General features: G+C 44.5%; 27 protein-coding genes and 1 pseudogene. 19 read left to right on the top strand and 9 right to left on the bottom strand.

Features of this window, described 5'->3' with window-relative positions; translation table 11 throughout:
• The first annotated feature begins 89 nt into the window (after positions 1-89).
• The 3 genes from K4H25_RS01675 to K4H25_RS01665 all read left to right on the top strand — a co-directional run bounded on the left by K4H25_RS01675 (position 90) and on the right by K4H25_RS01665 (position 2,544).
• Positions 90-1,280 carry an acetate/propionate family kinase gene (locus K4H25_RS01675; protein WP_221021741.1) on the top strand — a complete coding sequence of 397 codons (1,191 nt, stop codon included), beginning with the start codon at positions 90-92 and terminating at the stop codon, positions 1,278-1,280.
• A 144-nt stretch (positions 1,281-1,424) separates the two neighbouring features.
• Positions 1,425-2,159 carry a BPSS1780 family membrane protein gene (locus K4H25_RS01670; RefSeq protein ID WP_221021740.1) on the top strand — a complete coding sequence of 245 codons (735 nt, stop codon included), beginning with the start codon at positions 1,425-1,427 and terminating at the stop codon, positions 2,157-2,159.
• Complete coding sequence (locus K4H25_RS01665; RefSeq protein WP_221021739.1) at positions 2,143-2,544, top strand: diacylglycerol kinase; 402 nt, start codon at positions 2,143-2,145, stop codon at positions 2,542-2,544. The genes K4H25_RS01670 and K4H25_RS01665 overlap by 17 nt, the downstream gene beginning before the upstream one ends.
• Before the next feature lie 31 nt (positions 2,545-2,575).
• Here K4H25_RS01665 and K4H25_RS01660 read toward each other — a convergent pair whose 3' ends face one another.
• The 3 genes from K4H25_RS01660 to K4H25_RS01650 are packed head-to-tail and all read right to left on the bottom strand — an operon-like array spanning position 2,576 to position 4,750.
• Positions 2,576-2,992, bottom strand: a complete 417-nt coding sequence (locus tag K4H25_RS01660) for a DUF2721 domain-containing protein (RefSeq protein ID WP_255587906.1) — start codon at positions 2,990-2,992, stop codon at positions 2,576-2,578.
• The gene (locus K4H25_RS01655) at positions 2,982-3,752 is read right to left on the bottom strand and encodes a LytR/AlgR family response regulator transcription factor (RefSeq protein WP_221021738.1); all 771 of its coding nucleotides are present in this window, start codon (positions 3,750-3,752) and stop codon (positions 2,982-2,984) included. Before K4H25_RS01655 ends, K4H25_RS01660 begins: the two co-directional genes overlap by 11 nt.
• Before the next feature lie 2 nt (positions 3,753-3,754).
• Entirely contained in the window at positions 3,755-4,750 is a 996-nt protein-coding gene (locus tag K4H25_RS01650; RefSeq protein WP_221021737.1) for a sensor histidine kinase, read from the bottom strand.
• A gap of 57 nt (positions 4,751-4,807) precedes the next feature.
• On the opposite strand from K4H25_RS01650, the gene K4H25_RS01645 reads away from it, so the two are divergent.
• Entirely contained in the window at positions 4,808-6,301 is a 1,494-nt protein-coding gene (locus K4H25_RS01645; RefSeq protein ID WP_221021736.1) for a YifB family Mg chelatase-like AAA ATPase, read from the top strand.
• A 294-nt stretch (positions 6,302-6,595) separates the two neighbouring features.
• The gene (gene parE, locus K4H25_RS01640) at positions 6,596-8,569 is read left to right on the top strand and encodes a DNA topoisomerase IV subunit B (protein WP_221021735.1); all 1,974 of its coding nucleotides are present in this window, start codon (positions 6,596-6,598) and stop codon (positions 8,567-8,569) included.
• A gap of 203 nt (positions 8,570-8,772) precedes the next feature.
• Here parE and K4H25_RS17090 read toward each other — a convergent pair whose 3' ends face one another.
• Together K4H25_RS17090 and K4H25_RS17085 are read right to left on the bottom strand one after the other, a co-directional pair.
• The gene (locus tag K4H25_RS17090; RefSeq protein WP_255588182.1) at positions 8,773-9,135 is read right to left on the bottom strand and encodes a CZB domain-containing protein; all 363 of its coding nucleotides are present in this window, start codon (positions 9,133-9,135) and stop codon (positions 8,773-8,775) included.
• A gap of 45 nt (positions 9,136-9,180) precedes the next feature.
• Positions 9,181-9,441, bottom strand: a pseudogene (locus tag K4H25_RS17085) (methyl-accepting chemotaxis protein); the annotation flags it as partial.
• A 627-nt stretch (positions 9,442-10,068) separates the two neighbouring features.
• Between K4H25_RS17085 and K4H25_RS01630 the strand changes: the two are divergent.
• The 4 genes from K4H25_RS01630 to K4H25_RS01615 all read left to right on the top strand — a co-directional run bounded on the left by K4H25_RS01630 (position 10,069) and on the right by K4H25_RS01615 (position 14,597).
• Positions 10,069-10,902 carry a transporter substrate-binding domain-containing protein gene (locus K4H25_RS01630; RefSeq protein WP_221021733.1) on the top strand — a complete coding sequence of 278 codons (834 nt, stop codon included), beginning with the start codon at positions 10,069-10,071 and terminating at the stop codon, positions 10,900-10,902.
• 151 nt (positions 10,903-11,053) lie between these two features.
• Entirely contained in the window at positions 11,054-12,124 is a 1,071-nt protein-coding gene (locus K4H25_RS01625) for an SGNH/GDSL hydrolase family protein (RefSeq protein WP_221021732.1), read from the top strand.
• Positions 12,125-12,259: 135 nt separating this feature from the next.
• The gene (locus K4H25_RS01620; protein WP_221021731.1) at positions 12,260-13,462 is read left to right on the top strand and encodes a branched-chain amino acid ABC transporter substrate-binding protein; all 1,203 of its coding nucleotides are present in this window, start codon (positions 12,260-12,262) and stop codon (positions 13,460-13,462) included.
• A gap of 160 nt (positions 13,463-13,622) precedes the next feature.
• Positions 13,623-14,597 carry a M14 family metallopeptidase gene (locus tag K4H25_RS01615; RefSeq protein ID WP_221021730.1) on the top strand — a complete coding sequence of 325 codons (975 nt, stop codon included), beginning with the start codon at positions 13,623-13,625 and terminating at the stop codon, positions 14,595-14,597.
• Positions 14,598-14,677: 80 nt separating this feature from the next.
• Here K4H25_RS01615 and K4H25_RS01610 read toward each other — a convergent pair whose 3' ends face one another.
• Positions 14,678-17,218 carry a bifunctional diguanylate cyclase/phosphodiesterase gene (locus tag K4H25_RS01610; protein ID WP_221021729.1) on the bottom strand — a complete coding sequence of 847 codons (2,541 nt, stop codon included), beginning with the start codon at positions 17,216-17,218 and terminating at the stop codon, positions 14,678-14,680.
• A 187-nt stretch (positions 17,219-17,405) separates the two neighbouring features.
• Here K4H25_RS01610 and parC point away from each other — a divergent pair, with 187 nt between their 5' ends.
• From parC to K4H25_RS01595, 3 genes are all read left to right on the top strand, one after another.
• Positions 17,406-19,775 carry a DNA topoisomerase IV subunit A gene (parC, locus tag K4H25_RS01605; protein WP_255587902.1) on the top strand — a complete coding sequence of 790 codons (2,370 nt, stop codon included), beginning with the start codon at positions 17,406-17,408 and terminating at the stop codon, positions 19,773-19,775.
• The gene (locus K4H25_RS01600) at positions 19,776-20,357 is read left to right on the top strand and encodes a M15 family metallopeptidase (protein ID WP_255587901.1); all 582 of its coding nucleotides are present in this window, start codon (positions 19,776-19,778) and stop codon (positions 20,355-20,357) included.
• A gap of 86 nt (positions 20,358-20,443) precedes the next feature.
• Complete coding sequence (locus K4H25_RS01595) at positions 20,444-20,620, top strand: hypothetical protein (RefSeq protein WP_221021728.1); 177 nt, start codon at positions 20,444-20,446, stop codon at positions 20,618-20,620.
• Between the two features lie 43 nt (positions 20,621-20,663).
• On the opposite strand, the gene K4H25_RS01590 is transcribed toward K4H25_RS01595, so the two are convergent.
• The 3 genes from K4H25_RS01590 to thiD form a co-directional block, all read right to left on the bottom strand.
• A complete protein-coding gene (locus K4H25_RS01590; protein ID WP_221021727.1) occupies positions 20,664-21,164 on the bottom strand; it encodes a DUF1993 domain-containing protein in 501 nt (166 codons plus the stop codon).
• A gap of 59 nt (positions 21,165-21,223) precedes the next feature.
• The gene (locus K4H25_RS01585; protein ID WP_221021726.1) at positions 21,224-21,802 is read right to left on the bottom strand and encodes a chloramphenicol phosphotransferase CPT family protein; all 579 of its coding nucleotides are present in this window, start codon (positions 21,800-21,802) and stop codon (positions 21,224-21,226) included.
• A gap of 106 nt (positions 21,803-21,908) precedes the next feature.
• Positions 21,909-22,784, bottom strand: a complete 876-nt coding sequence (gene thiD, locus K4H25_RS01580; RefSeq protein WP_221021725.1) for a bifunctional hydroxymethylpyrimidine kinase/phosphomethylpyrimidine kinase — start codon at positions 22,782-22,784, stop codon at positions 21,909-21,911.
• A gap of 63 nt (positions 22,785-22,847) precedes the next feature.
• On the opposite strand from thiD, the gene K4H25_RS01575 reads away from it, so the two are divergent.
• From K4H25_RS01575 to K4H25_RS01545, 7 genes are read left to right on the top strand one after another with little or no spacing between them, the layout of a single operon-like run.
• Complete coding sequence (locus K4H25_RS01575) at positions 22,848-23,012, top strand: rubredoxin (protein ID WP_203564036.1); 165 nt, start codon at positions 22,848-22,850, stop codon at positions 23,010-23,012.
• An 18-nt stretch (positions 23,013-23,030) separates the two neighbouring features.
• The gene (locus K4H25_RS01570) at positions 23,031-23,903 is read left to right on the top strand and encodes a M48 family metallopeptidase (RefSeq protein ID WP_221021724.1); all 873 of its coding nucleotides are present in this window, start codon (positions 23,031-23,033) and stop codon (positions 23,901-23,903) included.
• A gap of 40 nt (positions 23,904-23,943) precedes the next feature.
• Positions 23,944-24,366, top strand: coding sequence for a CopD family protein (locus tag K4H25_RS01565; protein WP_221021723.1), 423 nt, complete (start codon positions 23,944-23,946; stop codon positions 24,364-24,366).
• A 54-nt stretch (positions 24,367-24,420) separates the two neighbouring features.
• Entirely contained in the window at positions 24,421-24,813 is a 393-nt protein-coding gene (locus tag K4H25_RS01560; RefSeq protein ID WP_221021722.1) for a DVU_2496 family lipoprotein, read from the top strand.
• Complete coding sequence (locus K4H25_RS01555) at positions 24,813-25,277, top strand: CYTH domain-containing protein (RefSeq protein ID WP_221021721.1); 465 nt, start codon at positions 24,813-24,815, stop codon at positions 25,275-25,277. Before K4H25_RS01560 ends, K4H25_RS01555 begins: the two co-directional genes overlap by 1 nt.
• Before the next feature lie 2 nt (positions 25,278-25,279).
• On the top strand, positions 25,280-25,834 hold the full coding sequence (locus K4H25_RS01550; RefSeq protein ID WP_221021720.1) for a GNAT family N-acetyltransferase: 555 nt from the start codon (positions 25,280-25,282) through the stop codon (positions 25,832-25,834).
• A 47-nt stretch (positions 25,835-25,881) separates the two neighbouring features.
• Positions 25,882-26,286, top strand: coding sequence for a GFA family protein (locus K4H25_RS01545; protein WP_221021719.1), 405 nt, complete (start codon positions 25,882-25,884; stop codon positions 26,284-26,286).
• Positions 26,287-26,991 lie beyond the last annotated feature (705 nt).

Genomic DNA, 26,991 nt, shown 5'->3' with positions numbered 1-26,991 from the left:
AATTAGTTTAAGTAGTATGGCCTTCAAGGTCTTGATTTACTAGGTTTATAGATCAATACCCTTCGTTATTTTTTAATTTGGAGTAAAAAATGAGTGAATTAGTTTTAGTTATCAATGCAGGTTCTTCAAGTATTAAATTTTCATTATTTGAGACTAGCGCAGCTGATCCTATCGTCTTATTTAAAGGCCAAATGGAAGGTTTGTATGTAGAACCAAAATTTAGTGCAAAAGATGCAGCTGATAATAAAGTAGCCAATGAAACATTACCTAGTGATGCGCCAAAAAATCACGACTATGCTTTACGCTATATGCTCAACTGGTTGGAATCACGCATTGAAGGACGTTCAATTGCAGTTATTGGCCATCGTGTAGTTCATGGTGGAACCACTTATTCAAAACCTGAACTTGTGACACCAGAAGTGATTGCTGGTTTAGAAGCTTTGATTCCTTTGGCACCTTTGCATGAACCACATAACATCACACCAATTCGTGTCCTTGAAGAATTATTGCCAAATGTGCCGCAAGTCACTTGTTTTGATACTGCATTTCACACGACTCAACCTGAATTAAACCAATTATTTGCACTACCGTATGAATTCTCACAAAAAGAAGGCATTCGTCGTTATGGCTTCCATGGCTTGTCATATGAATATATTGCCAGCGTATTGCCAGAAATTGATACTCGTGCCGCAGAAGGTCGTACTGTCGTTGCTCATTTAGGTAACGGTTCTTCAATGGCTGGTTTACTTGGCGGTCGCTGCCAATTAACAACGATGGGCTTTACTGCATTAGATGGTTTGCCAATGGGTACTCGTTGTGGACGTATTGATGCGGGTGTTGTATTGCATTTGATGAACCATTTAAAAATGGATGCAAAACAAATTGAAACCTTGCTATACAAAGAATCTGGTCTGCTTGGTTTGTCAGGTTTCTCTAGCGATATGCGTGATCTAGAAAATTCAGATTCGCCACGTGCAAAATTAGCAGTTGATTACTTTGCAAGCAGTGTAGTTCGAGAAGCTGCTTCTTTAGCTGCGGCGATCGGTGGTATTGATGCTTTAGTATTTACTGCTGGTATTGGTGAAAATGATGCAAATACACGTAAAGCAGTTTGTCATCAATTGCGTTGGTTAGGTGTTGAGCTTGATGAAGCGGCAAATGCGGTACGCTCTAGTGAACCACGCCGCATTTCTTTAGCTGATAGTAAAATCGCAGTTTATGTGATTCCAACGAATGAAGAACTAATGATTGCTCGCCAAGCATTGGCTTGCATCGCATAAATTTATAGTATTTTAATAAAAAAGCCGCTGATTTCAGCGGCTTTTTCATGTGAGCTTCATCTTTATCTGGCAAGATACAGGCTTAAAAAAGATCTAATTTCAGTTAGGATGTGGGGATTAACCTTTTTTAACCAGGTAATAAGTATGTTAGAACAAGATAATGTAATCGATGTAAGTATTGAACCAAAAAAAATACCCGCAATACAAGGTTGGTATTGGATTGTGAATGCATTTAAATTATTTAAACAAGCACCAACAATCTGGATTAGTATTTGTGGCGTTTTTGTGGCGCTATTTTTTGGTATTGCTTTCTTACCTGTAATTGGTGGGTTTATTTCTACTTTGCTTGGGCCGGTTTTTTTAGGTGGTATTATGTGGTCGGCAAAAAAACAAGCAGATGGAGAAATACCAGAATTAATTGATTTGTTTTCAGGATTTAAATTAAGATTTTTTGAATTAATAAAAGTTGGTGTTTTATATATGTTCGGTACCATATTTGTTATGGTATTGATGACTGTGCTATTTGCAATATCGTCTTTTTTTGGTTTTCTTTCGATCAATAAAAACATTCAAATTATTGAGCAGATTGGTGTAATTTGGCCTTTGTTAATCGTTGTATTATTTGCTTTTTTAATTGTTTATAGTGCTTATTTTTATGCCCCAACTTTAGTGATGTTGCAAGGAATGAAAGCTAATGAGGCAATGAAGTTATCATTTCTAGCTTTTTGGAGAAATTGGCAACCAATCTTAATCATGTCTATGATTGGCGGTGTATTTTTATTTTTAGCAATATTGCCAATGTTTTTAGGTTTAATTATTGCATTACCAGTAGCTTTATTAACTAGCTATATTTGTTATGTTGATGTATTTGAATCTTAACGGGAGAGAAAGAGTGAGCGAAAGCCCCTTTAAAGGTAAAACAGGCGTAAAACGAGTATTAAATGCATTAGGTTATTCAATTGATGGATTAAAAGCAGGTTGGATAAATGAAGCGGCCTTTCGTCAAGTCAGTTTGTTAGCGATTGTTGGTATTCCATTATCTTTTTTCCTTGCTATGCCGGCATGGGCTCATGCGATTATTGTTGCAAGCCATTTAGTTACTATGATAGTTGAATTGCTAAATTCAGCGATTGAAGCGGCTGTTGATCATACTTCTTTAGCTAAACATGATTTAGCCAAAAGGGCTAAGGATTTAGGTAGTGCAGCACAATTAGTCTGTTTATTTAATTTAGCAGCAATGTGGATTTTAGCTTTGTTAGCATAATAAAAAACGGGCTTTAGCCCGTTTTTTATAGTTATTTTTTAGGATTTTTTATTTCATCTTCAATATCAGACAATAAAATTTTTAATGCTGAATCTGATACCATGACTTCTTGTAAGCATAATATTAATGATCCTATCATTAATATTAAACTAGCAACAAATAATCCCTGCGCTAACTGATCTAAGTTTATGGCCATAAAAATCATTGAAATAATACACAGTAATAAACTAGTAATACCAAAAGCTTGCATATAACGAATAAGCCATACTCGTTTTCTTAAATTAGCTAACTGACGCAAAATATTATCATGCGGATTACTGCGGTGATGATCATAAAGCTGACGAATAATACTTGAAATAGTTAAAAATCGATTGGTATACGCCAGCATTAACAAGGAAATAGCAGGAAATAATAATGAAGGGGTATTGATACTAAAATTATCCATCATGACCTTTTTTGAAGTCTTTAATAATATGTTGTTGGCGACGACTCACAGGTAATCGCTCTGGCACATCACGTAATATCACAACCCAATGCGCTTCGCCCCCAGTTTGCACTTCGCGTTCGAATCCAGCGATATTATCGCGAGAGACTAAGCAATTGCGATGTATTCGGACAAATTTTGATCCAAATTCATCTTCTAGCTTAGTTAACGAATCTTCAAGTAAGTATTCACGGTCACGAGTACGTAGTGTGATGTATTTTTGTTCTGCTTTTAAAAAGCGAGCTTCACTCACAGGAATTAAGTGAACGCGTCCGCGTTCAGTCACACTGAAATGACTACGTGCACCTTCGATAGTTTGATTGTTGCTTGGTATATGATGTTGTTGTTTTTGTTCTACGACTCGTTTTAATGCTGTAAGAAGACGATCTTGTCGTATTGGCTTGAGTAAATAATCAACCGCACGTACATCAAATGCAGCAACGCCATAATCTTCAAATGCAGTTGCAAAAATAACTGCTGGTGGTTTTGCTAAATGCATTAGTTTTTTAGCCACCTCAATTCCACTCATTTGCGGCATTTGGATATCTAAAATCACCACATCAATGTCATGCTCAGCAATTTGCGGTAGCGCACTCATACCATTGGTTGCTGTGCCAATGACCTGATTTGGACATTCTTGCGCACAATCATTTAGAAGGTCCTGCAATCGGTTGAGTGCCGGTAGTTCGTCATCAACGAGAAAGAGTCGTAACGCAGTATTCATTGTTAAAGCTCCCGATAGGGCAGCATGATATGTATTTGATAATAGTCGTTTCCTGTGGTGATGCTGAGATTTGCTTCGGCATCATAATAAAGCAGTAAACGCTCGCGTACATTCTCTTGTGCCATGCCATTACCGCGTCGTAGCGGCGTACTATTTAAAAGAGGATTTCGAATGTTGATATGTACTTCCTCACGCACTCGAAATATATTCAATTGAATAATCCCAGGTTCGATATTTGGCTCAATACCATGATAAATCGCGTTTTCTAGCAATGGTTGCAGAATCAACGGTGGGATCAGGGCGTTTTTAGGCATCTTGTCGATATGCCATTCAACTTGTAAGCGATCACCTAAACGTACCTTTTCAATTTCAAGATAACCTTGCGCCAATTCTACTTCGCGCGCCATTGTGGAAAGACCTGTCTCTGTACCCATTGCTACACGAAAGAGTTCTGACAGGTTTTCTAGCAGCCGCTCAGCTAATTTTGGCTGACTTCGTATTAAAGATAGCACCGCATTCAAACTATTAAAGAAAAAATGCGGTCTTATTCTTGCCTGTAAGGCGACAAGTCTGGCTTCAGCCAAACGCGGTGATAGGGCACGAATCCAAAGTTGGTAATAATGCAGCAGCAAAAAAGTCACGCTGAGCGTAATAAACTCAAAGCGCCAAGGTACAACGCTCTGGTCAAGCGGAATTAAATTTTGAAATAGCTTTGATATGCTAAACGCGACGCAGAAAACCCACAGCAATACAGTCATCACAGCATTTCGGTAGTTCATTTTTTGTAGTTGTGCACTCACTACTGCTAGCCCTGCTAATGAAATAAGTAGGACAGGTTCAACCCATAAACTAATTTCGGTGAGTTTGTTTATCCATTCATTCCAGCGATTAATACTAATAAATACATAAATCAAGACGCCTAAATGCACTAAGACTAAGGCGCGCAACACTACGCCTAAATTTCGGAAATTAGGCATTAAAATCGTTGATTGTTCCATTAAATCTGATTTTCCTGCTTACACTGTATGAATTAGCATAGCATTTGTGAATCAATCATGTCGCTTGCCGTTTTGTATTCTCGAGCATTAGATGGCTTATCTGCGCAATCGGTTACTGTTGAGGTTCATCTAGCCAATGGCTTGCCCGCATTTAATTTGGTGGGGCTGGCTGATACTGAAGTTCGTGAATCTCGAGAACGAGTTCGAGCGGCATTGCAAGTGGCTGGTTTTGAATTTCCTAATCGCCGAATTACCGTAAATTTAGCTCCTGCCGATTTGCCCAAAGGGGCAGGGCATTATGATTTGGCGATTGCGGTGGGTATATTAGCTGCGAGTGGGCAATTACCCTGCGAGCATTTAGCTGATTATGAATTTGCGGGTGAATTAGGCTTAACTGGGCAATTACGTTCAGTACGAGGTGGCTTGGCATTAGCCATGGCGGCTCGTGATGCGCAGCGAACATTGATTATTAGTGCCAGTAGCAGTCATGAAGCGGCATTAATTCAAAATGCAGCGATATTGTCTGCAGCGCATTTACTTGAAGTTTGCCACCATCTTAGTGGAGCTCAACCATTACCAACGGCTTTAGCGCCAATGGATAGGGCAAATCCTATTTATCCTGATTTAGCCGATGTAAAAGGGCAGTCTGCCGCTCGGCGTGGTCTTGAGGTGGCGGCAGCGGGCAATCATTCTATATTACTGATTGGCCCACCAGGAACCGGTAAATCAATGTTGGCGCAGCGGCTACCGGGTTTATTACCGCCATTATTGGAAAATGAAGCACTAGAGGCGGCAGCGATTCAGTCCTTAGGGCAAAATGGGCTTGATCTGCGTAATGTCGGTCAGCGCCCATTTCGTAGCCCGCATCATACGGCGTCCAGCGTTGCTTTAGTGGGTGGTGGCAGTATTCCGCAACCTGGAGAGATCTCACTGGCGCATCATGGGGTTCTGTTTTTAGATGAATTACCCGAATTTGATCGAAAAGTTTTAGAGGTATTGCGAGAGCCACTTGAGAGTGGAAAAATTCATATTTCTCGCGCAGCACGGCAAGCTGAATTTCCGGCACGGTTTCAACTGGTGGCGGCGATGAATCCCTGTCCTTGTGGATATTTAGGGCATCTGAAGAAAGCATGTCGTTGCACGCCAGAACAAGTGCTGCGCTATCGAGGCCGCATTTCTGGACCATTACTGGATCGTATTGATATGGTGGTCGAAGTACCGGCGATTCCTGATACGGTGTTATTGGCCAAAGGGCAAAGTGAAGGCAGTTTATTGGTGCGTGAAAGGGTTTGTGAAGCCCGTGAGCGGCAGCTAGCACGGCAAGGTCATAATAATTCTACTTTACTCGGCGCGGCAATGGATACCCATTGCCAAACGGACGCCGCAGGTTTGGCCATGTTGCAAAATGCGATTCAAAAATTAGCCTGGTCTGCGCGTGCTTATCATCGAGTATTGCGCGTAGCCCGAACGATTGCTGATTTAGCTGGTAGTGAGGCGATTTTAACGCCGCATCTGGCTGAAGCAATCCAATATCGCCGGGGTATTGAGTGAAGGTATTACTCTATAAGCTTTATTAGTAATGTTATTTATCGATATACCCAAGTTGAAATAGATATATATAACATTAGTGTGTTATCAAATATTGTTAAGCAGTAGCAATCAAAGTGAGTGCGTCAAATCGACACGTGCATTGTGATGAGCTGAATCTAAAATGGACTTTCAATGCTTAAGATTGGCACTGGGCTTGAGTATGCCATCATGGTTTTGGACATTTGAAACGGTGTCGTTTCAGGCTTTCTCTGCTAGACTTCCCTCCAATCATTTTTACCGGTTTCACGTGAAACAATGGCAGCTCCTAAATACGACGAATCTTCCGTTAAGGTTTTAAAAGGCCTTGATCCAGTCCGCCACCGTCCTGGCATGTACACCCGCACTGATAACCCCTTGCATATCTGCCAAGAGGTGATTGATAACGCTGCTGATGAAGCGCTTGGCGGTTATGCCACGCAAATCGACGTGGTTTTATATCGTAATCAATCAATGCGCGTGGCTGATAATGGCCGGGGTATTCCAGTAGGTTTACATCCTGAAGAGGGCGTACCTACGGTGCAAGTGGTATTTACTCAGCTGCATGCTGGCGGTAAATTTGATAAAAAAGACGGTGGCGCTTATGCCTTCTCGGGTGGTTTACATGGCGTTGGTGTTTCTGTTACCAATGCTTTGTCGACACGACTTGAGGTTGAAGTTCGTCGTGAAGGACAAATTAACCGCCTAGTTTTTTCTGGTGGCGATGTGATTGAGCCATTACTTGTCACTGGAAGTTGCTTAAAAAAAGACACAGGCACTCGGGTTTTTGTTGAACCCGATGCTAAATATTTTGATAGCCCAACTATTCCAGTTGCCGATCTTGAGCATTTATTAAAATCTAAAGCCGTGCTTTTACCTGGGCTGATCGTGACGCTCAATATTGAGCAAGCGAATGGTGAGTTACTCGAAAAACGTTGGTGTTATCCCGATGGTTTACTGGGCTATCTCAATGAACAAGTCGCCGGTTATACCCAGCTGATTCCTATTTTGCAGGGTGAAAAATACATCGAAGGTGAAGATGAAATTTTCTCGCGCGGGGAAGGTTGTGCTTGGGCGCTGACGTGGACTGAAGACGGTAGCGTCAATCGCGAATCGTATGTGAATTTGATTCCAACACCAGCCGGCGGAACACATGAATCTGGTCTGCGCGATGGGGTGTTTCAAGTCGTAAAAACGTTTATTGATTTCCATAACTTGCTGCCCAAAGGCGTTAAGTTACTGCCGGAAGATCTATTTAGCCGCTGCTCATTTGTTCTGTCTGCCAAAGTGCTCGACCCGCAGTTCCAAGGTCAAACCAAAGACAAACTCACTAGTCGTGATGGCCTTAAACTGGTATCGGCGATGGTACGCTCGCCATTTGAATTATGGCTGAATGAACACGTTGATTTGGGTAAAAAACTCGCTGAACTCGCCATTCGCGCTGCGCAATCGCGGCAAAAAAACGCGCAGAAAGTCGAAAAGAAAAAATCCTCTGGCGTCGCGGTATTGCCGGGTAAATTGACCGATTGTGCGTCGGATGAAACTGAGCGCTGCGAATTATTCCTCGTCGAGGGGGATTCGGCGGGGGGCTCAGCCAAAATGGGCCGCGATAAAGATTTCCAAGCGATTTTGCCTCTGCGCGGTAAGGTGCTCAATACTTGGGAAGTCGATAAAGACCAAATTTTCGGCAATAACGAAGTTCACGATATGGCGGTTGCGATTGGTGTTGATCCGCATACGCTCGATAGCGGCGCAGATATGAGTGGCTTGCGTTATGGCAAAGTCATCATTATGTCCGATGCGGACGTGGATGGATCGCACATTCAAGTGCTGCTATTGACCTTGTTTTATCGTCATTTCCCGCTGTTGGTTGCTAACGGTCATATCTATGTTGCGCAGCCACCGTTGTACCGCGTTGACGTGGGTGGCAGTGGTAAAAATAAACCGCCGCGCAAGTTTTATGCGCTGGATGAAGGTGAATTGACCGCGATTCTCGATAAGCTTAAAGGCGAAAAACTACGTGAATCAGCATGGAATATTTCACGTTTCAAAGGCTTGGGTGAAATGAACGCCGAGCAATTATTCGACACGACGATGAATCCCGATACTCGCCGCGTGATGCGGGTATCGATTCATTCTGATGTGGCTGCCAATACGCGTGATGTGATGAATATGTTGATGAGTAAGTCAGAGGCTTCTAGCCGCCGTGCATGGCTGGAAGCACGCGGGAATGAGGTTGAAGCAGATTTATAATGGGTATTGGCTTGTAGCCCTTTGTATTTGAAGCATCTATTGAGATACCAAAGAATAAAAAACCCGCGATTGCGGGTTTTTTTGTTTCTAAATTGAGGCACTGTCGAATCGTTACTGGCATTTGATTGGGCAACAGCTGCTACAACAAGCGTTGCGCAGGCAATTCGATCGAAGCAAGTTATGGCCACGTCATTTTTGACTGTTTAATCAATCAACTTATCTAAAATATGGATCATTTTTAAACTGGTATTTTCCATTCGATTGAGCGCTTCAATCACTTGTGATTTTTGCCCAGCTTGCCATGCGCTAAAGGCTTGGCTACCCATTTGATGAATTTCATTATGTGGCGCTTCTAATTCACGATAAACCGGATGATTTCCCGCTTGCGCTTTGCCTTCACCTTCGTAATACCAGCGGCCAAAGCGGCATTGATGCGGATCATTGATATTTGGCATGGCTGCGCCACCGGCAACACTTTCGTAAACTTTAAATTTAAATGCAATATGATCGATTTTACTCACTTCAACAAAAGTATTGAGTTGATTTGCAGCCACCAGTTTTTCCATCTCGGCAGAAATTTTAATCAATAAATTCATTTCATTCGCCGCATTGCTACCCATTGCACTAAATTGCGCCGTTTGCTCGGCGAGGGTGTTCATTGTGGATTTAACCGATTGGGTTTCAGTACGAATATCACCTACCAATTGACTAATTTCTTTGGTGGCCGATCCGGTGCGTTCTGCGAGTTTCCGGACTTCATCGGCAACGACCGCAAAACCACGACCTTGCTCGCCAGCACGCGCGGCTTCAATTGCCGCATTGAGTGCCAATAGGTTCGTTTGATCCGCAATTTCTTTGATCATTTGTACGATGCCGCTAATTTGATCTGATTGCTGATTAAGTTTATCGACGTCACTGACTGATTGTATTGCAGTGCTGGATAGTTGATTTAAGCTATTTGCAATCGTATTTATCTTTTGATTATTATCTTGGGCCACGCGAGATAAATCAGCGGCGCAGCGTAATTCGTCTTGCATTTTATCGGTAAGATGGCCGATAGAGTGTGCACTTAATTTGAGCGACTCACCAAATAAATCCATAGTTTTGAATAAGGATTGATAGTATTTTCCATCGCCATTATCTTGCACTTGTAAACTAGAGAGAAATTGCTGATCACTGTTTAGCTTTGTGTTTTCTTTTTTTAGTTGTGCGTTCTCTGCATGCAACTGACGAATTTGCTCATTTAAATCGGCAATGTATTTTTTATCAGTAAAGAACATTTTAGCCTCCACAAAGTTTAAGTTACTGAGTATAGCGAATAATTTTGCCGGAACGCTTTTGTGGTGGTGATAGCGTGGTAAATAACGACGCTTTATGGTTTGACGTGATTATATTTTTTGTTTAATAAATTTAATAATAAACAAGCGGGGAAACTACTGATTCGATTAAAATCCGCTCTCCGTATGATTTGCTACTTACAGAGCAATGGATGAATCGTCATGAAAAAATGGATTGTGATTGCTGTTGCAGTCATCGCTGCGCCAGTATTGTATTTTTCGCTGATACATAAAAAAACACCAACGTCGACAAATCAGATCGCCAGTGCAGCGGCTGAATCGCAACCACTTTTACGCATTGCCCTAGAGGGTAAATATCCACCATTCGAATATTTAGATAAAAACCAGCAATTAGTGGGTTTTAATATTGATTTGGCCAATGCGCTGTGCAAAGAAATGGCGGTTAAGTGCAGTATTGAGCGCTATGAATGGGATGATTTAATTCCAGCGGTGCAAGACAAAAAAGCCGATGCGATTATTGCCACGATGTCGATTACCGATGAGCGTGAAAAATTAGTTCAGTTTACACAGCCTTATGCACGGGTTCCTGCGGCGTATTTAGCTAAAAATAATCGTCAATTTATCTTCCCGGTGATGACACCTGAACGCTTAGCAGGCCAAATCATTGGCGTGGTGAGCAATACAACTTTTTCAGATTATCTGACTGCTGAATTTAATAATAGCAAAGTGAAATTAAAGCATTATCCTGATGCCGATGCTTTATTGCTGGCGATGAATAAAGATGAAGTAGATTTAGTGTTTGGTGATAGCGCGGTATTTGGTGAGTTTTTACGCGATCCACTGCATGCAAAAGACTATAATTATGTAGGTAATATCATTAAGGGTGACCCTCGCTTAGGACGAGGCGAAGCGATTGCTTTGGCTAAAGATGATCATGAAATGGTGGCAAAATTTAATAAAGCTTTAGACCAACTCATTAAATCGGGTCAATATCAAGAAATGCAGTTTAAGTATTTTACGTTCCAGATTTTATAAAATACAACAGCCCCAATTCCGTGGGGCTTTTTTTGCTTCATATAAAAGTATCGATCTCATTGATGTTTGATTTGGACAAACTATTGATTAGTTTTGAACACAGCCAAATAGCCAACTAAGCCGTAAACTCCATTTTTTTCAGGTGCTCATCATGAAATACATTGGGATTTTGGCATTACTGTTTTCGATACTGAATACAGCGCTCGCTGCAGAACCTATTTTGGCGAGTGGACGTTGGGTGCACAGCAATGGCAATTATCAAGCTACATGGCCAGGTGGGGTGTTATCCGCTCAATTTATTGGGCAGCGTATTGGTATTGCGTTAAATGATGAGCGTAGTCATTACGCAGTAGAAGTGGATGGCCAATTTCTACTGAATATCGCTCCAGCAGCGGGTAAACGAGTGATTTGGCTAAAAAATTTAACGGCATCTCGGCATCGAATTGATTTAATTCGTCGTAACGAAACGCCAGATTATATTGGTCAAGTGGATGGTTTTGTTTTAGCGGAAGGTGGGCAATGGTTGCCTGCGCCAGCAGCAAAGAAACGCAAAATTGAATTTATTGGTGATTCGTTTACCGCAGCTTTGGCGGGTTTATCCACGCAGCGTGAATGTAAAGACGCTGATTTGGCAGTAAATACCGATATTCGCCAAGGTTTTGCAGTCAATGTGGCGCGTGAATTAGATGCCGAATGGCAAATTAATGCGATGTCGGGAATGGGTTTAGTGCGTAATTGGAATGGTCGTTTAGCAGATCAAGATTTTCGGACTTTTTATCCACGAAAAATTCAAAGTGATGCGAGTTCTTTGATTACTGCGACAGATTGGCAACCACAAATTGTCGTTATAGCCTTGGGCTTAAATGATTTTTCTACGCCAATTAATCCAACTGAAAAACGCAATGCTGAACAATTGGCTGCCGATTTTCAGGCCGCGTATCAAGCATTGATTGCTGAAATTAATACTCAATATCAGCAACCACAGATTGTGTTGATGTCGTATAAAGTTTGGCCTGATGATCAATTACGCGTACAAGTGCCAGCGGTAATGGCAACGGCAAAGGCTGCTGGGCTCAGAAATGTGCATTATTTAGCCGTAAATCCCTTGCAGCTAACGGCTTGTCAGTGGCATCCGAATTTACAAGATCATCAACAAATTGCGCAGCAACTCTTGGTTAAAATTCGAGAAATCAAACCGATGTGGTTTACTGCACTTCAGTAATCAATTAGAGCTGACGATCGACTACAGGAATACCCTAGTATTCCTCTGTGGCATGCTACTGCATGATGCGTTGAGCCTTACAATTATTGGTATTAATACCGATCCGTCTTTTTCTCTGTTTTGGAATGTCCTGAAATGAATATCACTTCTTATAGTTTGATTGCTGCGGCCGTGATGGGTTTGGCTGCGTGTGGTAAACAAGCGCCAGTTGGCAGCGAAGCGGCGAGCACACCGGCGGCGGCGGAAGAGCCAAGCCAGTCGGTGATTAAAATTGGGCATTCAGCGGCTTTAACTGGCCCAGCTGCGCATTTTGGTAAAGACAATGAAAACGGCGTGAAGCTGGCTATTGATGAAATCAATGCAGCGGGTGGGGTGGATATTGCTGGTAAAAAAATGAAATTAGAAATGATTTCAGAAGACGATCAAGGTGACCCGAAAACCGCGACCACTGTGGCGCAGCGCTTTGTTGATGCCAATGTGGCAGGTGTCATTGGCCATATGAATTCAGGGACGACGATTCCTGCGTCTAAAATTTATTCTGATGCGGGAATTGCGCAAATTTCACCTTCGGCCACTGCGGTGAATTACACCAACCAAGGTTTTAAAACGGCATTTCGAGTAATGGCCAATGATGCACAGCAAGGTAAAGTGCTGGGCCAATACGCGGTGAGTAAATTAGGCGCGAAAAAAATTGCCATCATTGATGATCGCACTGCATACGGCCAAGGCTTGGCCGATGAATTTGAAATTGCCGCTAAAGCCGCTGGCGCGCAAATCGTGAAGCGTGAATTTAGTAATAACCAAGAAACTGATTTTAATGCGGTATTAACCAGTATTAAAGGCAGTAAACCGGATTTGATTTTTTACGGCGGCATGGATGCTCAAGCTGCACCAATGAAAAAACAAGCTAAAAAGCTGGGCTTGAATGTCATTATCATGGGCGGCGATGGTGCGCAAACGCCTGAATTTATCAAACTTGCCGGTGTTGATGCGGATGGCATGTATGCCACCAGCCCAGGCACACCTAAAGATCAGTTGGCAGGCGGCAAGGCATTCTTAGAAAAATTCAAAGCTAAATTTGGCAATGAAGTGCAGCTGTATTCTCCATATTGCTACGATTCAGTGAATATGATGGTAAAAGCGATGCAAGAAGCGGGCTCGGCTGATCCAGCTAAATATCTACCAAAATTGGCAGCAATGAAATACGAAGGGGTGACCGGACCGATTTCGTTTGATGCCAAAGGTGATATCAATAATGGCGCGATTACGGTTTACACCGTTAAAAACGGTAAATGGGAAATTCTAGAAGTAATTGGTGGCGCGGCAGCAGCCAAGTAAGCCACTGATAGCAACAAAGATCAGGCGCCTTCGGGCGCCTTTTTTTATGTTTGGATTATTTTGATTTTTTTCTGCGGTTTTTTTTGCCATACCAGCACGCTTGCGACGCGGTGTTGCGATGGTATAGTTGAATTACTGAGTAATTTTAAGGCGTATCCTCATGACAAAATCGAGCACTGTAAATCAGCCTATTTATCCGATCGGTACATTGGGTATAGCTTGGCAAGCAAAAGAAAAAGCCGATTGGCTGGCGATACAGCAAAGAAAGCGCAACTACTGGGATGAAGTGGTTAGCCCATTAACGACCTTATTATTAGATCGAGATTCGCCACTGGCCGATTGGGCCGAGTTGGTGGAATATGCGGTCTTGGACTATCAGCCTCAGGGTTTGGCGCAGTATCCATTGTTTGCTGTACGTAGCCGTGATTGGCAAGCGCATCGTCCAACGGTTTTAGTCACTGGTGGGGTACATGGTTATGAAACCAGTGGTGTGCAAGGGGCTTTGCAATTTATTGCCCAAAAATTGAGCCATTATCAGGCTGCGGTTAATTTATTAATTTTGCCGTGTATTAGCCCTTGGGCTTATGAAACGATTAATCGCTGGAATCCGCTGGCCATTGATCCGAATCGCGCTTTTGTCGAGCATAGCCCAGCAGCAGAATCCGCCGCTGCGATGGCCTTTATTCGCGCACAAACCCAAAATGTGGCGTTGCATATCGATTTGCACGAAACAACCGATACCGACAATTCAGAGTTTGGTCCGGCTAAAGCCGCTCGTGATGGTGTGGCTTTTGAATATCACGATATTCCTGATGGCTTTTATTTGGTTGGCGATAGTGAAAATCCCCAACCTGAATTTCAACAGGCATTAATCTCTGCGGTTAGCCAAGTGACGCATATTGCCGCCGCCGATGCCGCGGGCTGCATTATTGGTGAGCCATTACAGCAATTGGGCGTAATCAATTATGCTAAACAAGCTTTGGGTCTTTGCGGCGGCATGACTGATGCGATGTATGTCACGACGACCGAAGTGTATCCCGATAGCCCCAATGCCACCGCTGAGCAATGCAATCGAGCCCAAGTAGCGACCATCTGCGCCGCGATTGATTATGTTTTGCAGCATGGGAATAAATAGCTTGGGATTGGCGCAGATGATTCGCGCATTGCATTAGCTATATAGAAATTCAACAGCATGGGTATATTCGTCCAATCCTTTTAAATCAAAGTATTGGACAATATACCTTTGTTTTCTTTCTGGTCTTTTTGTTGAATAATATCGTCAGTCCATGCCGCTAATGGCGCTGGTCGCCCAAAGAAATAACCCTGAACCCGCTGGCAACCTAGCTCGCGTAGACGGTTGGCTTGGGCTTCAGTCTCTACGCCTTCACCGACTAAAATCACTTTAAAGCCGGAAGCCATACTGATAATGGCCGAGACAATCGCTTCGTCTTGAATGTTTTCGAGCATTCTGGCGATAAAGGATTGATCGATTTTAAGGTAGTCAAAATCAAATTGATGCAAATACGCTAACGATGAATAGCCGGTGCCAAAGTCATCAATCGCAATGCCGACGCCAAGGGCACGAACACGGCGAATTAATTTGGCGACCACTTCGCTTTGGGTGACTAAACAAGATTCAGTGATTTCTAGCGTGAGGTTATGTGCCGGTAAGCCAGTGCTTTGCAAAATAAACTGCAGTTGCTCATAAAAATCAGATTGAATTAATTGCCGTACTGAGACATTCACATGCACGTCAAAATCAGCCCGCCAGCCGGCTTTAAGCTGATTGGCAATTTGCAGGCAAGACTCTCGCAATACCCAATTTCCAATTTGTAAAATCAGTCCTGAATCTTCTGCAGCTGGGATAAATACGCCGGGGGAAATCATACCGCGTGGGCTTTCCCAACGAATCAGCGCTTCTGCGCCTATGGTTTCGCCATTTTGTAAATCGATCACCGGCTGGAAAAACACGCGGAATTCTTGTCGCTCCAGCGCCAGTTTAAGCTCAGAAGTGAGCCGTGTTTTGGCGATGGATTGCTCAATCATTTGCGCTTCAAATAGCGTATAAGAACCAAAGCCTTTGGCTTTGGCCTTGCCGAGGGCCACGCTGGCATTACGCAGCCAATCGGTTAAATCACAACGTCGAAAGCGTTCATACACTGCGCCAATGGATGCGGTGACGACGATTTCATCGGCTGATTGTTCGGCTTGAAAGGCTTCTGAAAAATAGGCTAGATAACGCAGCGTGGTATAGGTCGCATCTTCTGGGCTACTGATTTCGGGCAATAAAATCGTAAATTCAGCACCGGCGGTTCGAGCGAGTAAGGCATTGGGTGGCAGATGCTCGATCAGTCGCACGGCAATCGATTGCAATAGGGCATCGCCGAGCTCATGGCCTACGCTGTCGTTGATGGCGCGGTAGCCATCTAAACCAATCAGCAACATCAGCTGCGACTGGCTTGGGGTATAAGCCCAATCATTGATGGCAACAGCAAGGCCATTGCGATTCATAAGCCCTGTCATTGAGTCAAAACGGATCTGTTGATTGAGTTGCTCAAAAGAGAGTGCCAGCTTGCCTGCCATCTCATTAAAGGTTTTGGTCAGTAGGGCGGTTTCTTTAAGCTGAATGCCTGAGCTAGGAATCGCTTGCCAATCGGCATGTCCGAGTTTTTCTGCAGCCAAGGTAGTAGAAATAATAGGCCGAGTGATACGCCCTAATACCCACCATGCCAACATGGCTACTGCAAGACCAATCAATAAAATGACCAGCACGGTATTGCGTTGATTTTGTTTTAGATTGCCAATCAGGTCTTTTTCAGGAATTAAAATAATAATCCGCCAATCAATGCCGGGCTGATTATTCAGTGAAATGGATTGAAAATAAATGCGCTCGCCTTGTACTTGAAAGTGAGTGCGCAAATTGGGCCCTTGATTGAGTAAGGCACTGGCGGCACGAATTTGGGCTTGCTCACTGTCTTTGGCGAATGTGCGCTGCGCTGGGGCCTGTGGGTCTGGATTGGCGCTCATTACGCTACGAGGAGAGGAGTGCGTAATTAAGCGTTGTTGTTGATCAACGATAAAGATTGCGCCATGACCTGGTTGGGCTTGTTGAAGTAAAAACTGATTGAAATGATCGATATTAATATCGCTCATTATCACCCCGATGAGCTGATTGTCCTGGTTATATACCGGACTGGAATATGACAAGGTGGCCGATTGTTCTTGATTGAATGTGGCATAGACATCTGACCAGCTGGCTTGGCCGCTGTGGATTGCTGCTTGATACCAAGGCCGTTCTCTGGGGTCGTAACCGGGGAGGGTTTGACTATCGGCACTGATTTCGGTGTTTGGGTATAGCTGCAGTTGGTCTTGAGTTCTTTGGTCTTTTAGTAGTAGGCGAGTGATTTGTTGCTCTCGCATTAGGGCGATAAATTGCCCGCTAACACTACCAAAACCAATTAGGCTCAGTGCCGGTTTATTACCTAGCACTTGGGTATAGGTATTAATAAAGGGTTGATTCAGTGCACTTAAATCAGTTGCGGTATTGATGGATTTAATTTCAGATAAATTATTGAGGATTTGATTATTTAAAATTGGCGCAGATAAAAAATCCAGCAATTGATGGCGCACTTCATTGGCCTGTGCGGACATGATTTTTTCAGCTAGGTTTTCAATGGCCTTATTTTGGTTTTGAAATTGCAGCCAACTACTGAGCAATAGCGCCAAAATGAGTAGGGCGGCAAAGGTAAAACTCACGGCAAATCGTAGTGATATCTTGGTTTGCAATTCGTGCTCGAGCGAATAAAAATGGGCCTTGCACACTATAACAGTATTCTTACATATACCCTGAGTTCAATATATCTTTTGTTGTTTGTCGTTAGCGCTTTGAACCTAGCCATTCAGGCAGATAGAATACGAGGCTAGATTCACTTTGGCCTGATCCATGTCTGATGATTTACTCGACCCCGTAGAAATGTCTGCAACGCCCTTGAAACCCAATCAAGGCGGCGCTGCGCGTTTTATTGCTACTCAAGTTTCTGCTGTACCTGATGATGGTGAATCAGTACAGCTAGGACTGTATGCCGAAAAAAGTTATCTTGAATACGCCATGAGCGTGGTGAAAAGCCGCGCCTTGCCGCAAATTGAAGATGGCCAAAAACCCGTGCAGCGGCGGATTTTATACGCGATGCACGAGCTAGGTTTAATGGCGACGGCCAAACCGATGAAATCGGCGCGGATTGTGGGTGATGTGTTGGGTAAATATCATCCCCACGGTGACCAATCGGCGTATGACGCTTTGGTTCGTATTGCCCAAGATTTCTCGCTGCGCTATCCCTTGATTGATGGTCATGGCAATTTTGGTTCACGCGATGGTGACGGTGCTGCGGCTTATCGTTATACCGAGGCACGTTTAACGCCGGTGGCGGATCTGCTGCTCGGTGAGCTCGATAAAGGCACCACCGATTTCACGCCAAATTATGATGGCGCTTTTCAAGAGCCGGTTTTATTGCCGGCGCGATTGCCTATGTTGCTACTCAATGGCGCATCGGGGATTGCGGTGGGGATGGCTACTGAAATGCCATCGCATAATTTAGGCGAAGTGGCGGACGCGAGTATTGCGCTGATTCGTAATCCTAAATTATCGACTGCTGAATTACTGACGTATATCCAAGGCCCCGATTTACCCGGTGGCGGGCAAATTATTTCTTCGCATAAAGACATCGCCAGCGCGTATGAAAATGGCCGTGGCAGTTTGAAAGTCCGTGCTCGTTGGGAAAAAGAAGATCTGGCGCGTGGGCAATGGCAAATGGTGGTGACTGAATTGCCACAAGGTACGTCGAGCCAAAAAGTATTAGAAGAAATCGAAGAGCTCACTAATCCCAAAGTGAAAAAAGGCAAAAAAGCGCTCAGCCAAGATCAAGTGCAAACTAAGCAATTGATTTTGAGCGTGCTGGATCGTGTTCGCGATGAGTCGGGAAAAGATAAATCAGTTCGCTTGGTATTTGAGCCAAAATCATCGCGGCAAAGCTCAGATGATTTGATGAATTTGCTGTTAGCGCATACCAGCTTAGAAAGTAGCTTATCGATCAATATTGTTACCATTGGCCGTGATGGTCGACCTGGGCAAAAAACGCTGCGTGATTTAATCGCCGAGTGGATTGATTTTCGCTTTGTGACGGTGACGCGTCGTTGCCAGCATCGTTTGGGCCAAGTCGATGATCGCATCCATATTCTGGAAGGGCGCTTGCTGGTTCTGCTCAATATCGACGAAGTGATTCGCATCATCCGTCATTCGGATGAGCCCAAATCGGCGTTGATGGCGGCATTCTTGTTATCGGAACGCCAAGCTGAAGACATCCTTGAGATTCGATTGCGCCAATTAGCGCGACTTGAAGGGATTAAGATTGAGCAAGAATTGTCGGCGCTGCGTGCAGAAAAAACCGAGCTAGAAAACTTGTTGGCTAATCCAGCCGCAATGCAAAAACAAATTATCAAAGAAATCGAAGCTGATAAAAAGAAATACGCCGATCCTCGTCGTACTTTAATTGAGCACGCCGAACGCGCCGTTGCTGAAGTGGCGGTAGTGGATGAGCCGGTAACGATTATTTTGTCAGAAAAAGGCTGGTTACGTGCTCGCCAAGGGCATGGCCTTGATTTGCAAAGCCTGAGCTTTAAAGACGGCGACAGCCAATTGGCGGCGATTGAATGCCGCACGATTGACCAGATTGCGCTGTTTGGCAGTGATGGTCGGGTGTATTCAATTCAAGCCTCGGTGGTCCCTGGTGGACGTGGCGATGGCGTGCCGGTGACGACCTTGGTTGATTTGGTGGCTAAAACGCGGATTACCCAAATGCTGGCAGCTAAATTAGGTGATTGGGTGGTGCTGGCCAACTCGAGTGGTTATGGCTTTAGCTGTTTGTTTGATAATTTACTCAGTCGACAAAAAGCCGGTAAAGCATTTTTGACCTTGGAAGAGAGTGAGACATTGTTGCGGGTGTCGACTTTTGTTCCACGTGAAACATCATTGGTGGCTTGCTTATCGACGGCAGGTAAATTGCATTTATTTGCGTATAGCGAATTTAAGCAGCTCACTGGCGGTGGACGTGGTGTGATTACCATGGCGCTTGATCCAAAAGATCAGCTCAATGCCATTACCATTTGCGACGGCTTAACGTTAACCATTAATTACACAGGGCGTGGCGGTAAGGCGCAAGAGTGGATTTTAAATGAGAACGAAATGGCGCCGTATATTGGTAAACGCGCCAAAAAAGGCAAGCCGATTAGCACTGCATTTAAACTGCCTGGATTTTAAATGAAAGCACATCCATCAGGTATGACGCCAGAGCTAGCCGTCGCATGGGCTGAGCTGGGCATACCTTTTGAATTATTGCAAAGCCGCAATTTAACCTTGTTTACCGAAGCCACTGAATTAATCGATGTGGCAGTGAGTGACGATGGACGAATCTGGCAATTGATTCCCGCGGCAGCTGCTGCATGGGCGCAGATGCAGCGGGCAGCTTGGCAAGATGGCGTTGATTTACAAATTGCATCGGCCTATCGAGCTAGCACACGGCAAGTGGAGTTAATCCAAAGAAAGTTGATTGCAGGTGTGCTGATCGACGAGGTTTTACAGGTGCTCGCGCCACCGGGGTGTAGCGAGCATCATACAGGTAGGGCGGTGGATATTTTTACGCCGGGTGGCCCTGTGGTGACGGAAGAGTTTGAAAATACGCCGGCATTTGCTTGGTTAAATTCGCATGCAGCTGAGTTTGGTTTTACTTTGTCTTTTCCACGCGACAATCGTTATGGCTATGTGTATGAGCCTTGGCATTGGTGCTGGGCGGATAAAAATACGCCAAGTGACGCAGTGCAGCATTTTGCTGACCAGCGGTAGTTCAGTTTTGCCCAATCTCAACGATATTAAAGCTAAGAGCAATAGATCAACGGCCTCTTGCCGTCGTGCTCAAAGTGATGAAGATCATGACTTACGCTATTCACCCCGTTTGGAGCACGACGCAACAGCCACAATTGATGCGTTACGGTTTATATAAAATCAGCGCAGATGGTGAACAAGAAATTGCTCAAGCAGGCTGCCTTGAATCGATCGAAGCACTACGCCAACAATTACTTCAATTAGCATTATTAGAAAATGCATAAAAAAACAGCACGGCAAGCCGTGCTGTTTTTTTGTAGGCGATGTTTAAACTTGACCCATATAGTCTTGCTTGCCAATATCGACGCCATTGCTGCGTAAAATGGCATAAGCAGTGGTCAGGTGGAAATAAAAATTAGGTTGCACAAACGAGAGCAAATAAACATCGGCACTCATTGGATGATCAGGCAAAAAAGACAATGTAATCGTTTTGCCGGCGGCGTCTTTAAAATCGTGTTCTGATACCGATTCAATAAATTCTTGAGTGGCAACAATACGCCGCTGCAAGTCGGCAAAGGTTTTTTCATCATCTTCATGCACCGGAGCGGTCACACCAGAGAGGCGAGCAACGCAGTATTTGGCGTTATCGCAAACGATTTGCACTTGTTTGGTTAGATTAAACATATCGGGTGCAAGACGCAGACCGAGCATGGTTTCATCACTGATTTTTTTATGCGCAGCAAATTCTGCTGCCTTATCCAGCAAATGAGCGAGTTGGTTTAGTGCGCGATTGTAAACAGGTACGGTGAGCTGGTAGTAGTCGAACATGGCACTTCCTTACGTTGGTAAAATGGAAAGACTGAGTTGACCCTTACTATCATCGTGCTTTAGTTCAGCATATTCAAGTGCTCTAGCGTTTCGATTGCTCCCGTCCATGCACCATGTTTGAGTATGTCGCTACATAGCTTTTCAGCTGCAACTTGTGGCGATATACCTGTCGTATCAATATTCAAATCGTATTGCATATCTTGATGAACGCGCGCACTTTGCCAAGCAACCAAACCAATCGCCCGATCTTGACGTGCTTGCTCGCGCGCCATTGCCACCTCTGAATTACAATACACGCCAACTAAAGCCACTGAATAACCTGCCAGTTCGGTGAGCAACTCGCGTTTTTCTCCACGCTCACACCAAGCATGATCAATCAATAAATGGCAACCTGCTTGCAGCAAAGCAGGTAAGCAATAATGATAGCCGCGAACTAAACTCGGCCAATCGTAACCGGGGCGAGTGATTTCAGCACCTGTTTGCATTTTGCGTAAATCACTCGCGGGCAAGGAATAGAGCACAATATCGATGCTGAAATTGAGATATTGCTGTGGCAGCATTTCTTGTAATAATTTGGCCACGGCCGTTTTACCAGAGCTGCTACTGCCGTTTAAAACAATGACTTGGGGGAGAGGCATAAATAATCCAAGAAGCGGTATAAAAATGCGTCAGCAATGAATATATTGTTTGTACTCAATTTTGGCTGGGCACGTTTATACCGCGATGTTTCACGTGAAACAACGTTTATGACTGGGTTGGTGGCTCTAATTCTTTACGGATTGCCGCTTCGATTTCTGCGGTTGCTTCTTCATCAGTTGGGCGCGCCCAGAACATTCTATCGGGAACAAATTGCCCCATTCCCGGGCGAAATGCCGCCGACAGCGCTTGCGAGGTGAAGTCTTGCGCGTCTTTTACCGCATCACCGATATCAGCACCATTGGCGAGTGCGCCGGCAATGGCCGAGGCCAAGGTGGCGCCCGCCCCATGATAGCTGCCGGGTAAACGTGGCCATTGATCGGTGCGCACTCGACCTAAGCGGCTATAAAGGGTGTTGACCACTTTCGGCGTTTTTTCATGCGTTCCGGCGATTAACACATACTCGCAGCCACATTCCAAAATGCGTTGCGCAGCGGCATCGAGCGGCATTTCTTCTTGCTCATCGGGATCGTCGGAAGCCAATAATCGCGCTTCGGTATTATTCGGCGTAACCAAATGCGTGTGTGGCAACAGCAATTCGCGCATCGCGCTAATCAGCTCTTCGTTGGATAATTCCTCGCCGCGCCCCATGCTAAATACCGGCTCTAAAATTAAAGGAATATCTGGATAGTCTGAGGCGATTTCAGCTATTACCGCTAAGTTTTCCACGCTGCCGACCATGCCGACTTTAATCACATCAATTTTGATGTCTTCTAAAATAAAGCGCGCTTGTTCATCAACGATTTCAGAATCGACGGCATGGAATTCTTGCACGCCTGCGCTGTCTTGCACCGTGATGGCGGTAATAATCGGTAAGGTGTGGCAACCCAGTGAGGCAAGGGTCAATACATCGGCCATTAAACCCGCACCACCAGAAGGATCATTCGCAGCAAAAACTAGTACAGTGGGTGGCGTTGGATTCATAAGCACAGATTTTCTTTGTTCGGTAAAATTAGAATTCTAAACCACTCTGAGTGACTTATCGCAATGAAAAAATATATGTGCCTAATCTGTGCGTTTATTTACGATGAAGCTGAAGGCCGGCCAGAAGACGGTATACCGGCGGGAACCAAGTGGGAGGACGTGCCAATGAATTGGACTTGTCCTGATTGCGGTGCACGCAAAGATGATTTTGAAATGGTGCAAATCTAATTTTGCTGGAGTAGGCCGATGAAACGATTAATTCTTAGTTTAGCGATAGCCTCGATGTTGACGGCTTGTCAGCAAGTGAACACCACCCAAGCGGGGGCAATTGGCGCTACGCGTAAACAAAGCATGCTGCTGTCTAGTCAGCAAGTTGATCAAATGTCGGCCGCTAGCTATGCCGAAACCATTAAAAAATCAGCATCCCAAGGTAAGCTTTTACCGAGTAACGACCCCACGGTGCGGCGAGTTCGCGATATTGCTCAGCGACTCATTCCGCAAACGGCGGTATTTCGCCCTGATGCTTTGCAGTGGCAATGGGAAGTGAATGTAGAAAAAAGCCCTGAACTCAATGCCTATTGTATGTCCGGCGGTAAAATTATGTTTTACACCGGTATTATTGAGCGCTTAAAACTCACTGACGATGAGATCGCGCAAATCATGGGCCACGAAATCGCGCATGCCTTGCGCGAACATGGGCGTGAAAAAATGAGCGAGGAATACGGCAAAACCATTGCTTTACAAGGTGGTATGCAGCTGTTTTCTATCGTCACTGGCGGTAAATATGATGCCTACCAAGATCTTGCTGGTAGCGGTTTAAATACCTTGGTGGATGTCAGTTACTCATTGCCCAATAGTCGAACCAGTGAAAGCGAAGCCGATGCCATTGGCTTAGAGCTGGCCGCGCGTGCTGGGTATAACCCGAATGCTGCAGTGAGTTTATGGCAAAAAATGGCGGCCCAAGGCGCAGGTAAAGGGCTGGAATTTATGTCGACTCATCCTTCGAGCAATACGCGGATTGCCGAATTACAAGCCAAAATCCCGGTGGTGATGCCGCTCTATGAGACGGCTAAAAACAAACCAAAACCCAGTGGCAAGCCAAAGAAAAACGCGTCTTAACGCAGTTAGCTTTGCTTGTTAGCACAAATAAGGAAAAGCCGTGCTGTGGATTAAATCATTACATTTGATTTTTGTAATTAGCTGGTTTGCTGGGCTATTTTATTTACCGCGTATTTTTGTCAATTTAGCCATGGCCAAACAGACCGATGAGTTAGCTAGGCTTAATTTAATGGCGCATAAACTCTATCGATTTATGACGCCACTGGGCATTTTGGCGTTAATTTTTGGGGTCTGGACCTGGGGTTTTTATGACTTTTATATGGGAGAAGGCTGGCGCTGGATGCATGCCAAATTAGCCTTAGTCGCAATTTTAGTCGGCTACCATATTGCCTGTCGCCAAATGGTATTGGCTTTTGCTGCCAATAAAAATACCCGCAGCCATGTGTGGTTTCGTTTTTTTAATGAAGTGCCGGTGCTGATTTTATTTGCCATCGTGATTTTGGTGATTGTTAAACCGTTTTAATTTTTGGGCTATCCATTGCGAGATAGCCCAACTTTTATGCAAAAGGATTAAAAAATGAAAATCATGCTGCCTATTTTACTGGTCGCCTTACTTGCCGGATGCGGCGAAACTGCGCCAACCACCAAGCAATGTGGCGTTTACGCCATCGGCCCAAATCAAATTAAAGAGATTCTGGCCAGCCCGCAAAGTGAGCCAGCGCCAGGACGGACGGCGAAAGCTGATTTACCCGCCGACTTTCCAACCGCGCTACTCGACCCAGAAAATTTCTATCGTGGTATGGGCGTGTATTGCAGCGCCGATGAAGCACGGCAGGCATTGATTGATCAAAAACACCAAGATTGGGGCGTATTTGAGATCGAAAGCGATTGGAATAAAAACGTCTACAAAGCCGACGATGGCGCTTATCATTTACGCGAATCCGCCAAAATTAAAAAGGCGGTTGAATAATGGCCGTTGAAATCGAAAGAAAATTTTTACTTAAAAATGACACTTGGCGCAGCGATGTTCATCGTAGTACACGCATCGCGCAAGGCTATTTATGCACCGATCCTGAGCGCACCGTGCGAGTTCGGGTGAAAGGCGACGCTGCATTCTTGACGATTAAAGGTAAAAATTCTGGAATTAGCCGCTCTGAATTTGAATATGAAATCCCGCTGGCGGAAGCTGTCGAATTACTCAAACTTTGCCCGCAAGTTTTGGATAAAACTCGGCACTTACTCAGCATTGAGCAGCACACCTTTGAGATTGATGAGTTTCATGGCGACAATGCCGGCTTAATCGTCGCAGAACTCGAGCTGGCTAGCGAAAATAGCACTTATCCACAGCCAGAATGGCTAGGTGCAGAAGTTTCGGGAGATGCGCGCTATTACAACAGCGCACTGTCAATTACGCCGTTTAGTCGTTGGTTTTAAGCATGAGCGATTTTCCAGTTTTACACACTGAGCACCTTATCCTGCGTGAAATTGTCGATGCCGATGCACAAGCTCTGCTTGATATTCATGGCTGTGCTGAAGTGATGCGATACTTTGGTTCTGATCCTTTGATTGAATTAGCGCAAGCGAAGGCCTTGGTGGCCACTTTTTCACACTGGCGTGGTGAGGGAAACTCCGGTATTCGCTGGGGCATTAGCCAAAAATCAGATGGAAAATTGCTGGGTAGTTGCGGATTTTTCCGTTGGAATCACGCTTGGCGCTCCGCGATGGTCGGCTACGAGCTAGCCCAATCGGCGTGGGGGCAAGGTTTGATGCAAGAGGCCTTAGCTGCCATTTTGCCGTATGGTTTTCGCGTAATGAACCTCAACCGCATAGAAGCACAAATTCATCCTGACAATTTAGCATCACTTAAATTGATGCCCAAGCTCGGTTTTGTTCACGAAGGCCAGTTGCGTGAGGCTGGATTTTGGGGTGGCAAGTTCAACGATTTTGTGCAGTTTGGGGTCTTGCGGCGGGAGTATATTGAGCAGGTTTAGACGCAGGTGCAGTTTAAAATGACGCGAGGATTGCAATGATCAAGAGAGTGGGTGAGACAGTTATTCAGCTAAAGCACCAAGCCAGTTGTCATTGCGGTGCGGTGGTATTAGAGATTGATTTGCCCGATGGCATTGTTGATCCTCGGCATTGTGATTGCTCGATATGTCGACGCAAAGGCGCGGTGGTGGCTTCGGTGTTGTTGTCCGGTATTAAAATTATTCAGGGCGAAGACGTTCTGCGGCTGTATCAATTTAATACTCAAACTGCCAAGCATTACTTTTGCTCAGTATGCGGGATTTATACCCACCATCAACGCCGCTCAAATCCGCATCTATATGGCTATAACGTCGGATGCCTTGAGGGCGTTAATCCATACCAAATTCCAAACATTAAAATCTATGATGGCGTGAATCATCCCACCGATCAAAACACGGCTGCCACATTGGCCTAGGAAGCTTGTTCAAAAATATTGATGTATATATCGCTACGCCTTTATTTATATGGAATATATTCAGATACCCACCAGAAACAACCAATAGCAAATAGCTATTACGATAAAATCAGCACGCCAAACAATCCTGAAAACCCACAGCAAAATACGTCAAAACAGCCATTTTTTATATAAAAATCAGTGCTATGTGGGTAACTATTTATCGTGACTGATTAAATATTAATCGGCAGCGTGTGTTTCGAGGCGCAAACTCTGATTGATCATGAACTTAGACCTTTTTTGCCAAACCCAATGCGCTGCTTCCATGATAAATCCTCGCCAAAAGGCATTATTGCGTCTTAATGCCGACGATTTTTATGCTAAAAGTAGTCTTCGGCTGCGTTTTACTCGGCCTATAAACGGTTTTGCTCTATTGGCACTCAAATGCAAAGCCTAAATTGATTGCCTCGCCTTACATGGTTTGTATGAAGTGATGTTGGCCGCCCACTTTGGTCGATCTTTATTGCATAATCTAGGTCGCTAAAAGGGCGATTTGTTTCGATTTCGGTGTGTTTTTGGATTAAATATTCTCTTTTGATATGTGGCTTGCTGCTGGCGAAAGAAAAGATGCTGTATTGGGCTGTGGCCGGTGGCGTTTGTGGTGTTTTTTTATGTCATTTGCGTCTTTTTTGCCAAAAACACAAGTATGTTCTTGTTTTTTGTAGG

This window comes from Deefgea piscis, from assembly GCF_019665785.1.
In the GTDB taxonomy this organism is placed as follows: Bacteria; Pseudomonadota; Gammaproteobacteria; order Burkholderiales; family Chitinibacteraceae; genus Deefgea.
This window is presented reverse-complemented; position numbering and strand designations above follow the sequence as displayed.

Excerpts from the sequence above, each read along its gene's own strand:
- K4H25_RS01675 (WP_221021741.1), top strand. The coding sequence starts at position 90 with ATGAGTGAATTAGTTTTAGTTATCAATGCAGGTTCTTCAAGTATTAAA.
- K4H25_RS01670 (WP_221021740.1), top strand. The coding sequence starts at position 1,425 with ATGTTAGAACAAGATAATGTAATCGATGTAAGTATTGAACCAAAAAAA.
- K4H25_RS01665 (WP_221021739.1), top strand. The coding sequence starts at position 2,143 with ATGTATTTGAATCTTAACGGGAGAGAAAGAGTGAGCGAAAGCCCCTTT.
- K4H25_RS01660 (WP_255587906.1), bottom strand. The coding sequence starts at position 2,992 with ATGATGGATAATTTTAGTATCAATACCCCTTCATTATTATTTCCTGCT.
- K4H25_RS01655 (WP_221021738.1), bottom strand. The coding sequence starts at position 3,752 with ATGAATACTGCGTTACGACTCTTTCTCGTTGATGACGAACTACCGGCA.
- K4H25_RS01650 (WP_221021737.1), bottom strand. The coding sequence starts at position 4,750 with ATGGAACAATCAACGATTTTAATGCCTAATTTCCGAAATTTAGGCGTA.
- K4H25_RS01645 (WP_221021736.1), top strand. The coding sequence starts at position 4,808 with ATGTCGCTTGCCGTTTTGTATTCTCGAGCATTAGATGGCTTATCTGCG.
- parE (WP_221021735.1), top strand. The coding sequence starts at position 6,596 with ATGGCAGCTCCTAAATACGACGAATCTTCCGTTAAGGTTTTAAAAGGC.
- K4H25_RS17090 (WP_255588182.1), bottom strand. The coding sequence starts at position 9,135 with ATGGAAAAACTGGTGGCTGCAAATCAACTCAATACTTTTGTTGAAGTG.
- K4H25_RS01630 (WP_221021733.1), top strand. The coding sequence starts at position 10,069 with ATGAAAAAATGGATTGTGATTGCTGTTGCAGTCATCGCTGCGCCAGTA.
- K4H25_RS01625 (WP_221021732.1), top strand. The coding sequence starts at position 11,054 with ATGAAATACATTGGGATTTTGGCATTACTGTTTTCGATACTGAATACA.
- K4H25_RS01620 (WP_221021731.1), top strand. The coding sequence starts at position 12,260 with ATGAATATCACTTCTTATAGTTTGATTGCTGCGGCCGTGATGGGTTTG.
- K4H25_RS01615 (WP_221021730.1), top strand. The coding sequence starts at position 13,623 with ATGACAAAATCGAGCACTGTAAATCAGCCTATTTATCCGATCGGTACA.
- parC (WP_255587902.1), top strand. The coding sequence starts at position 17,406 with ATGTCTGATGATTTACTCGACCCCGTAGAAATGTCTGCAACGCCCTTG.
- K4H25_RS01600 (WP_255587901.1), top strand. The coding sequence starts at position 19,776 with ATGAAAGCACATCCATCAGGTATGACGCCAGAGCTAGCCGTCGCATGG.
- K4H25_RS01595 (WP_221021728.1), top strand. The coding sequence starts at position 20,444 with ATGACTTACGCTATTCACCCCGTTTGGAGCACGACGCAACAGCCACAA.
- K4H25_RS01590 (WP_221021727.1), bottom strand. The coding sequence starts at position 21,164 with ATGTTCGACTACTACCAGCTCACCGTACCTGTTTACAATCGCGCACTA.
- K4H25_RS01585 (WP_221021726.1), bottom strand. The coding sequence starts at position 21,802 with ATGCCTCTCCCCCAAGTCATTGTTTTAAACGGCAGTAGCAGCTCTGGT.
- thiD (WP_221021725.1), bottom strand. The coding sequence starts at position 22,784 with ATGAATCCAACGCCACCCACTGTACTAGTTTTTGCTGCGAATGATCCT.
- K4H25_RS01575 (WP_203564036.1), top strand. The coding sequence starts at position 22,848 with ATGAAAAAATATATGTGCCTAATCTGTGCGTTTATTTACGATGAAGCT.
- K4H25_RS01570 (WP_221021724.1), top strand. The coding sequence starts at position 23,031 with ATGAAACGATTAATTCTTAGTTTAGCGATAGCCTCGATGTTGACGGCT.
- K4H25_RS01560 (WP_221021722.1), top strand. The coding sequence starts at position 24,421 with ATGAAAATCATGCTGCCTATTTTACTGGTCGCCTTACTTGCCGGATGC.
- K4H25_RS01555 (WP_221021721.1), top strand. The coding sequence starts at position 24,813 with ATGGCCGTTGAAATCGAAAGAAAATTTTTACTTAAAAATGACACTTGG.
- K4H25_RS01550 (WP_221021720.1), top strand. The coding sequence starts at position 25,280 with ATGAGCGATTTTCCAGTTTTACACACTGAGCACCTTATCCTGCGTGAA.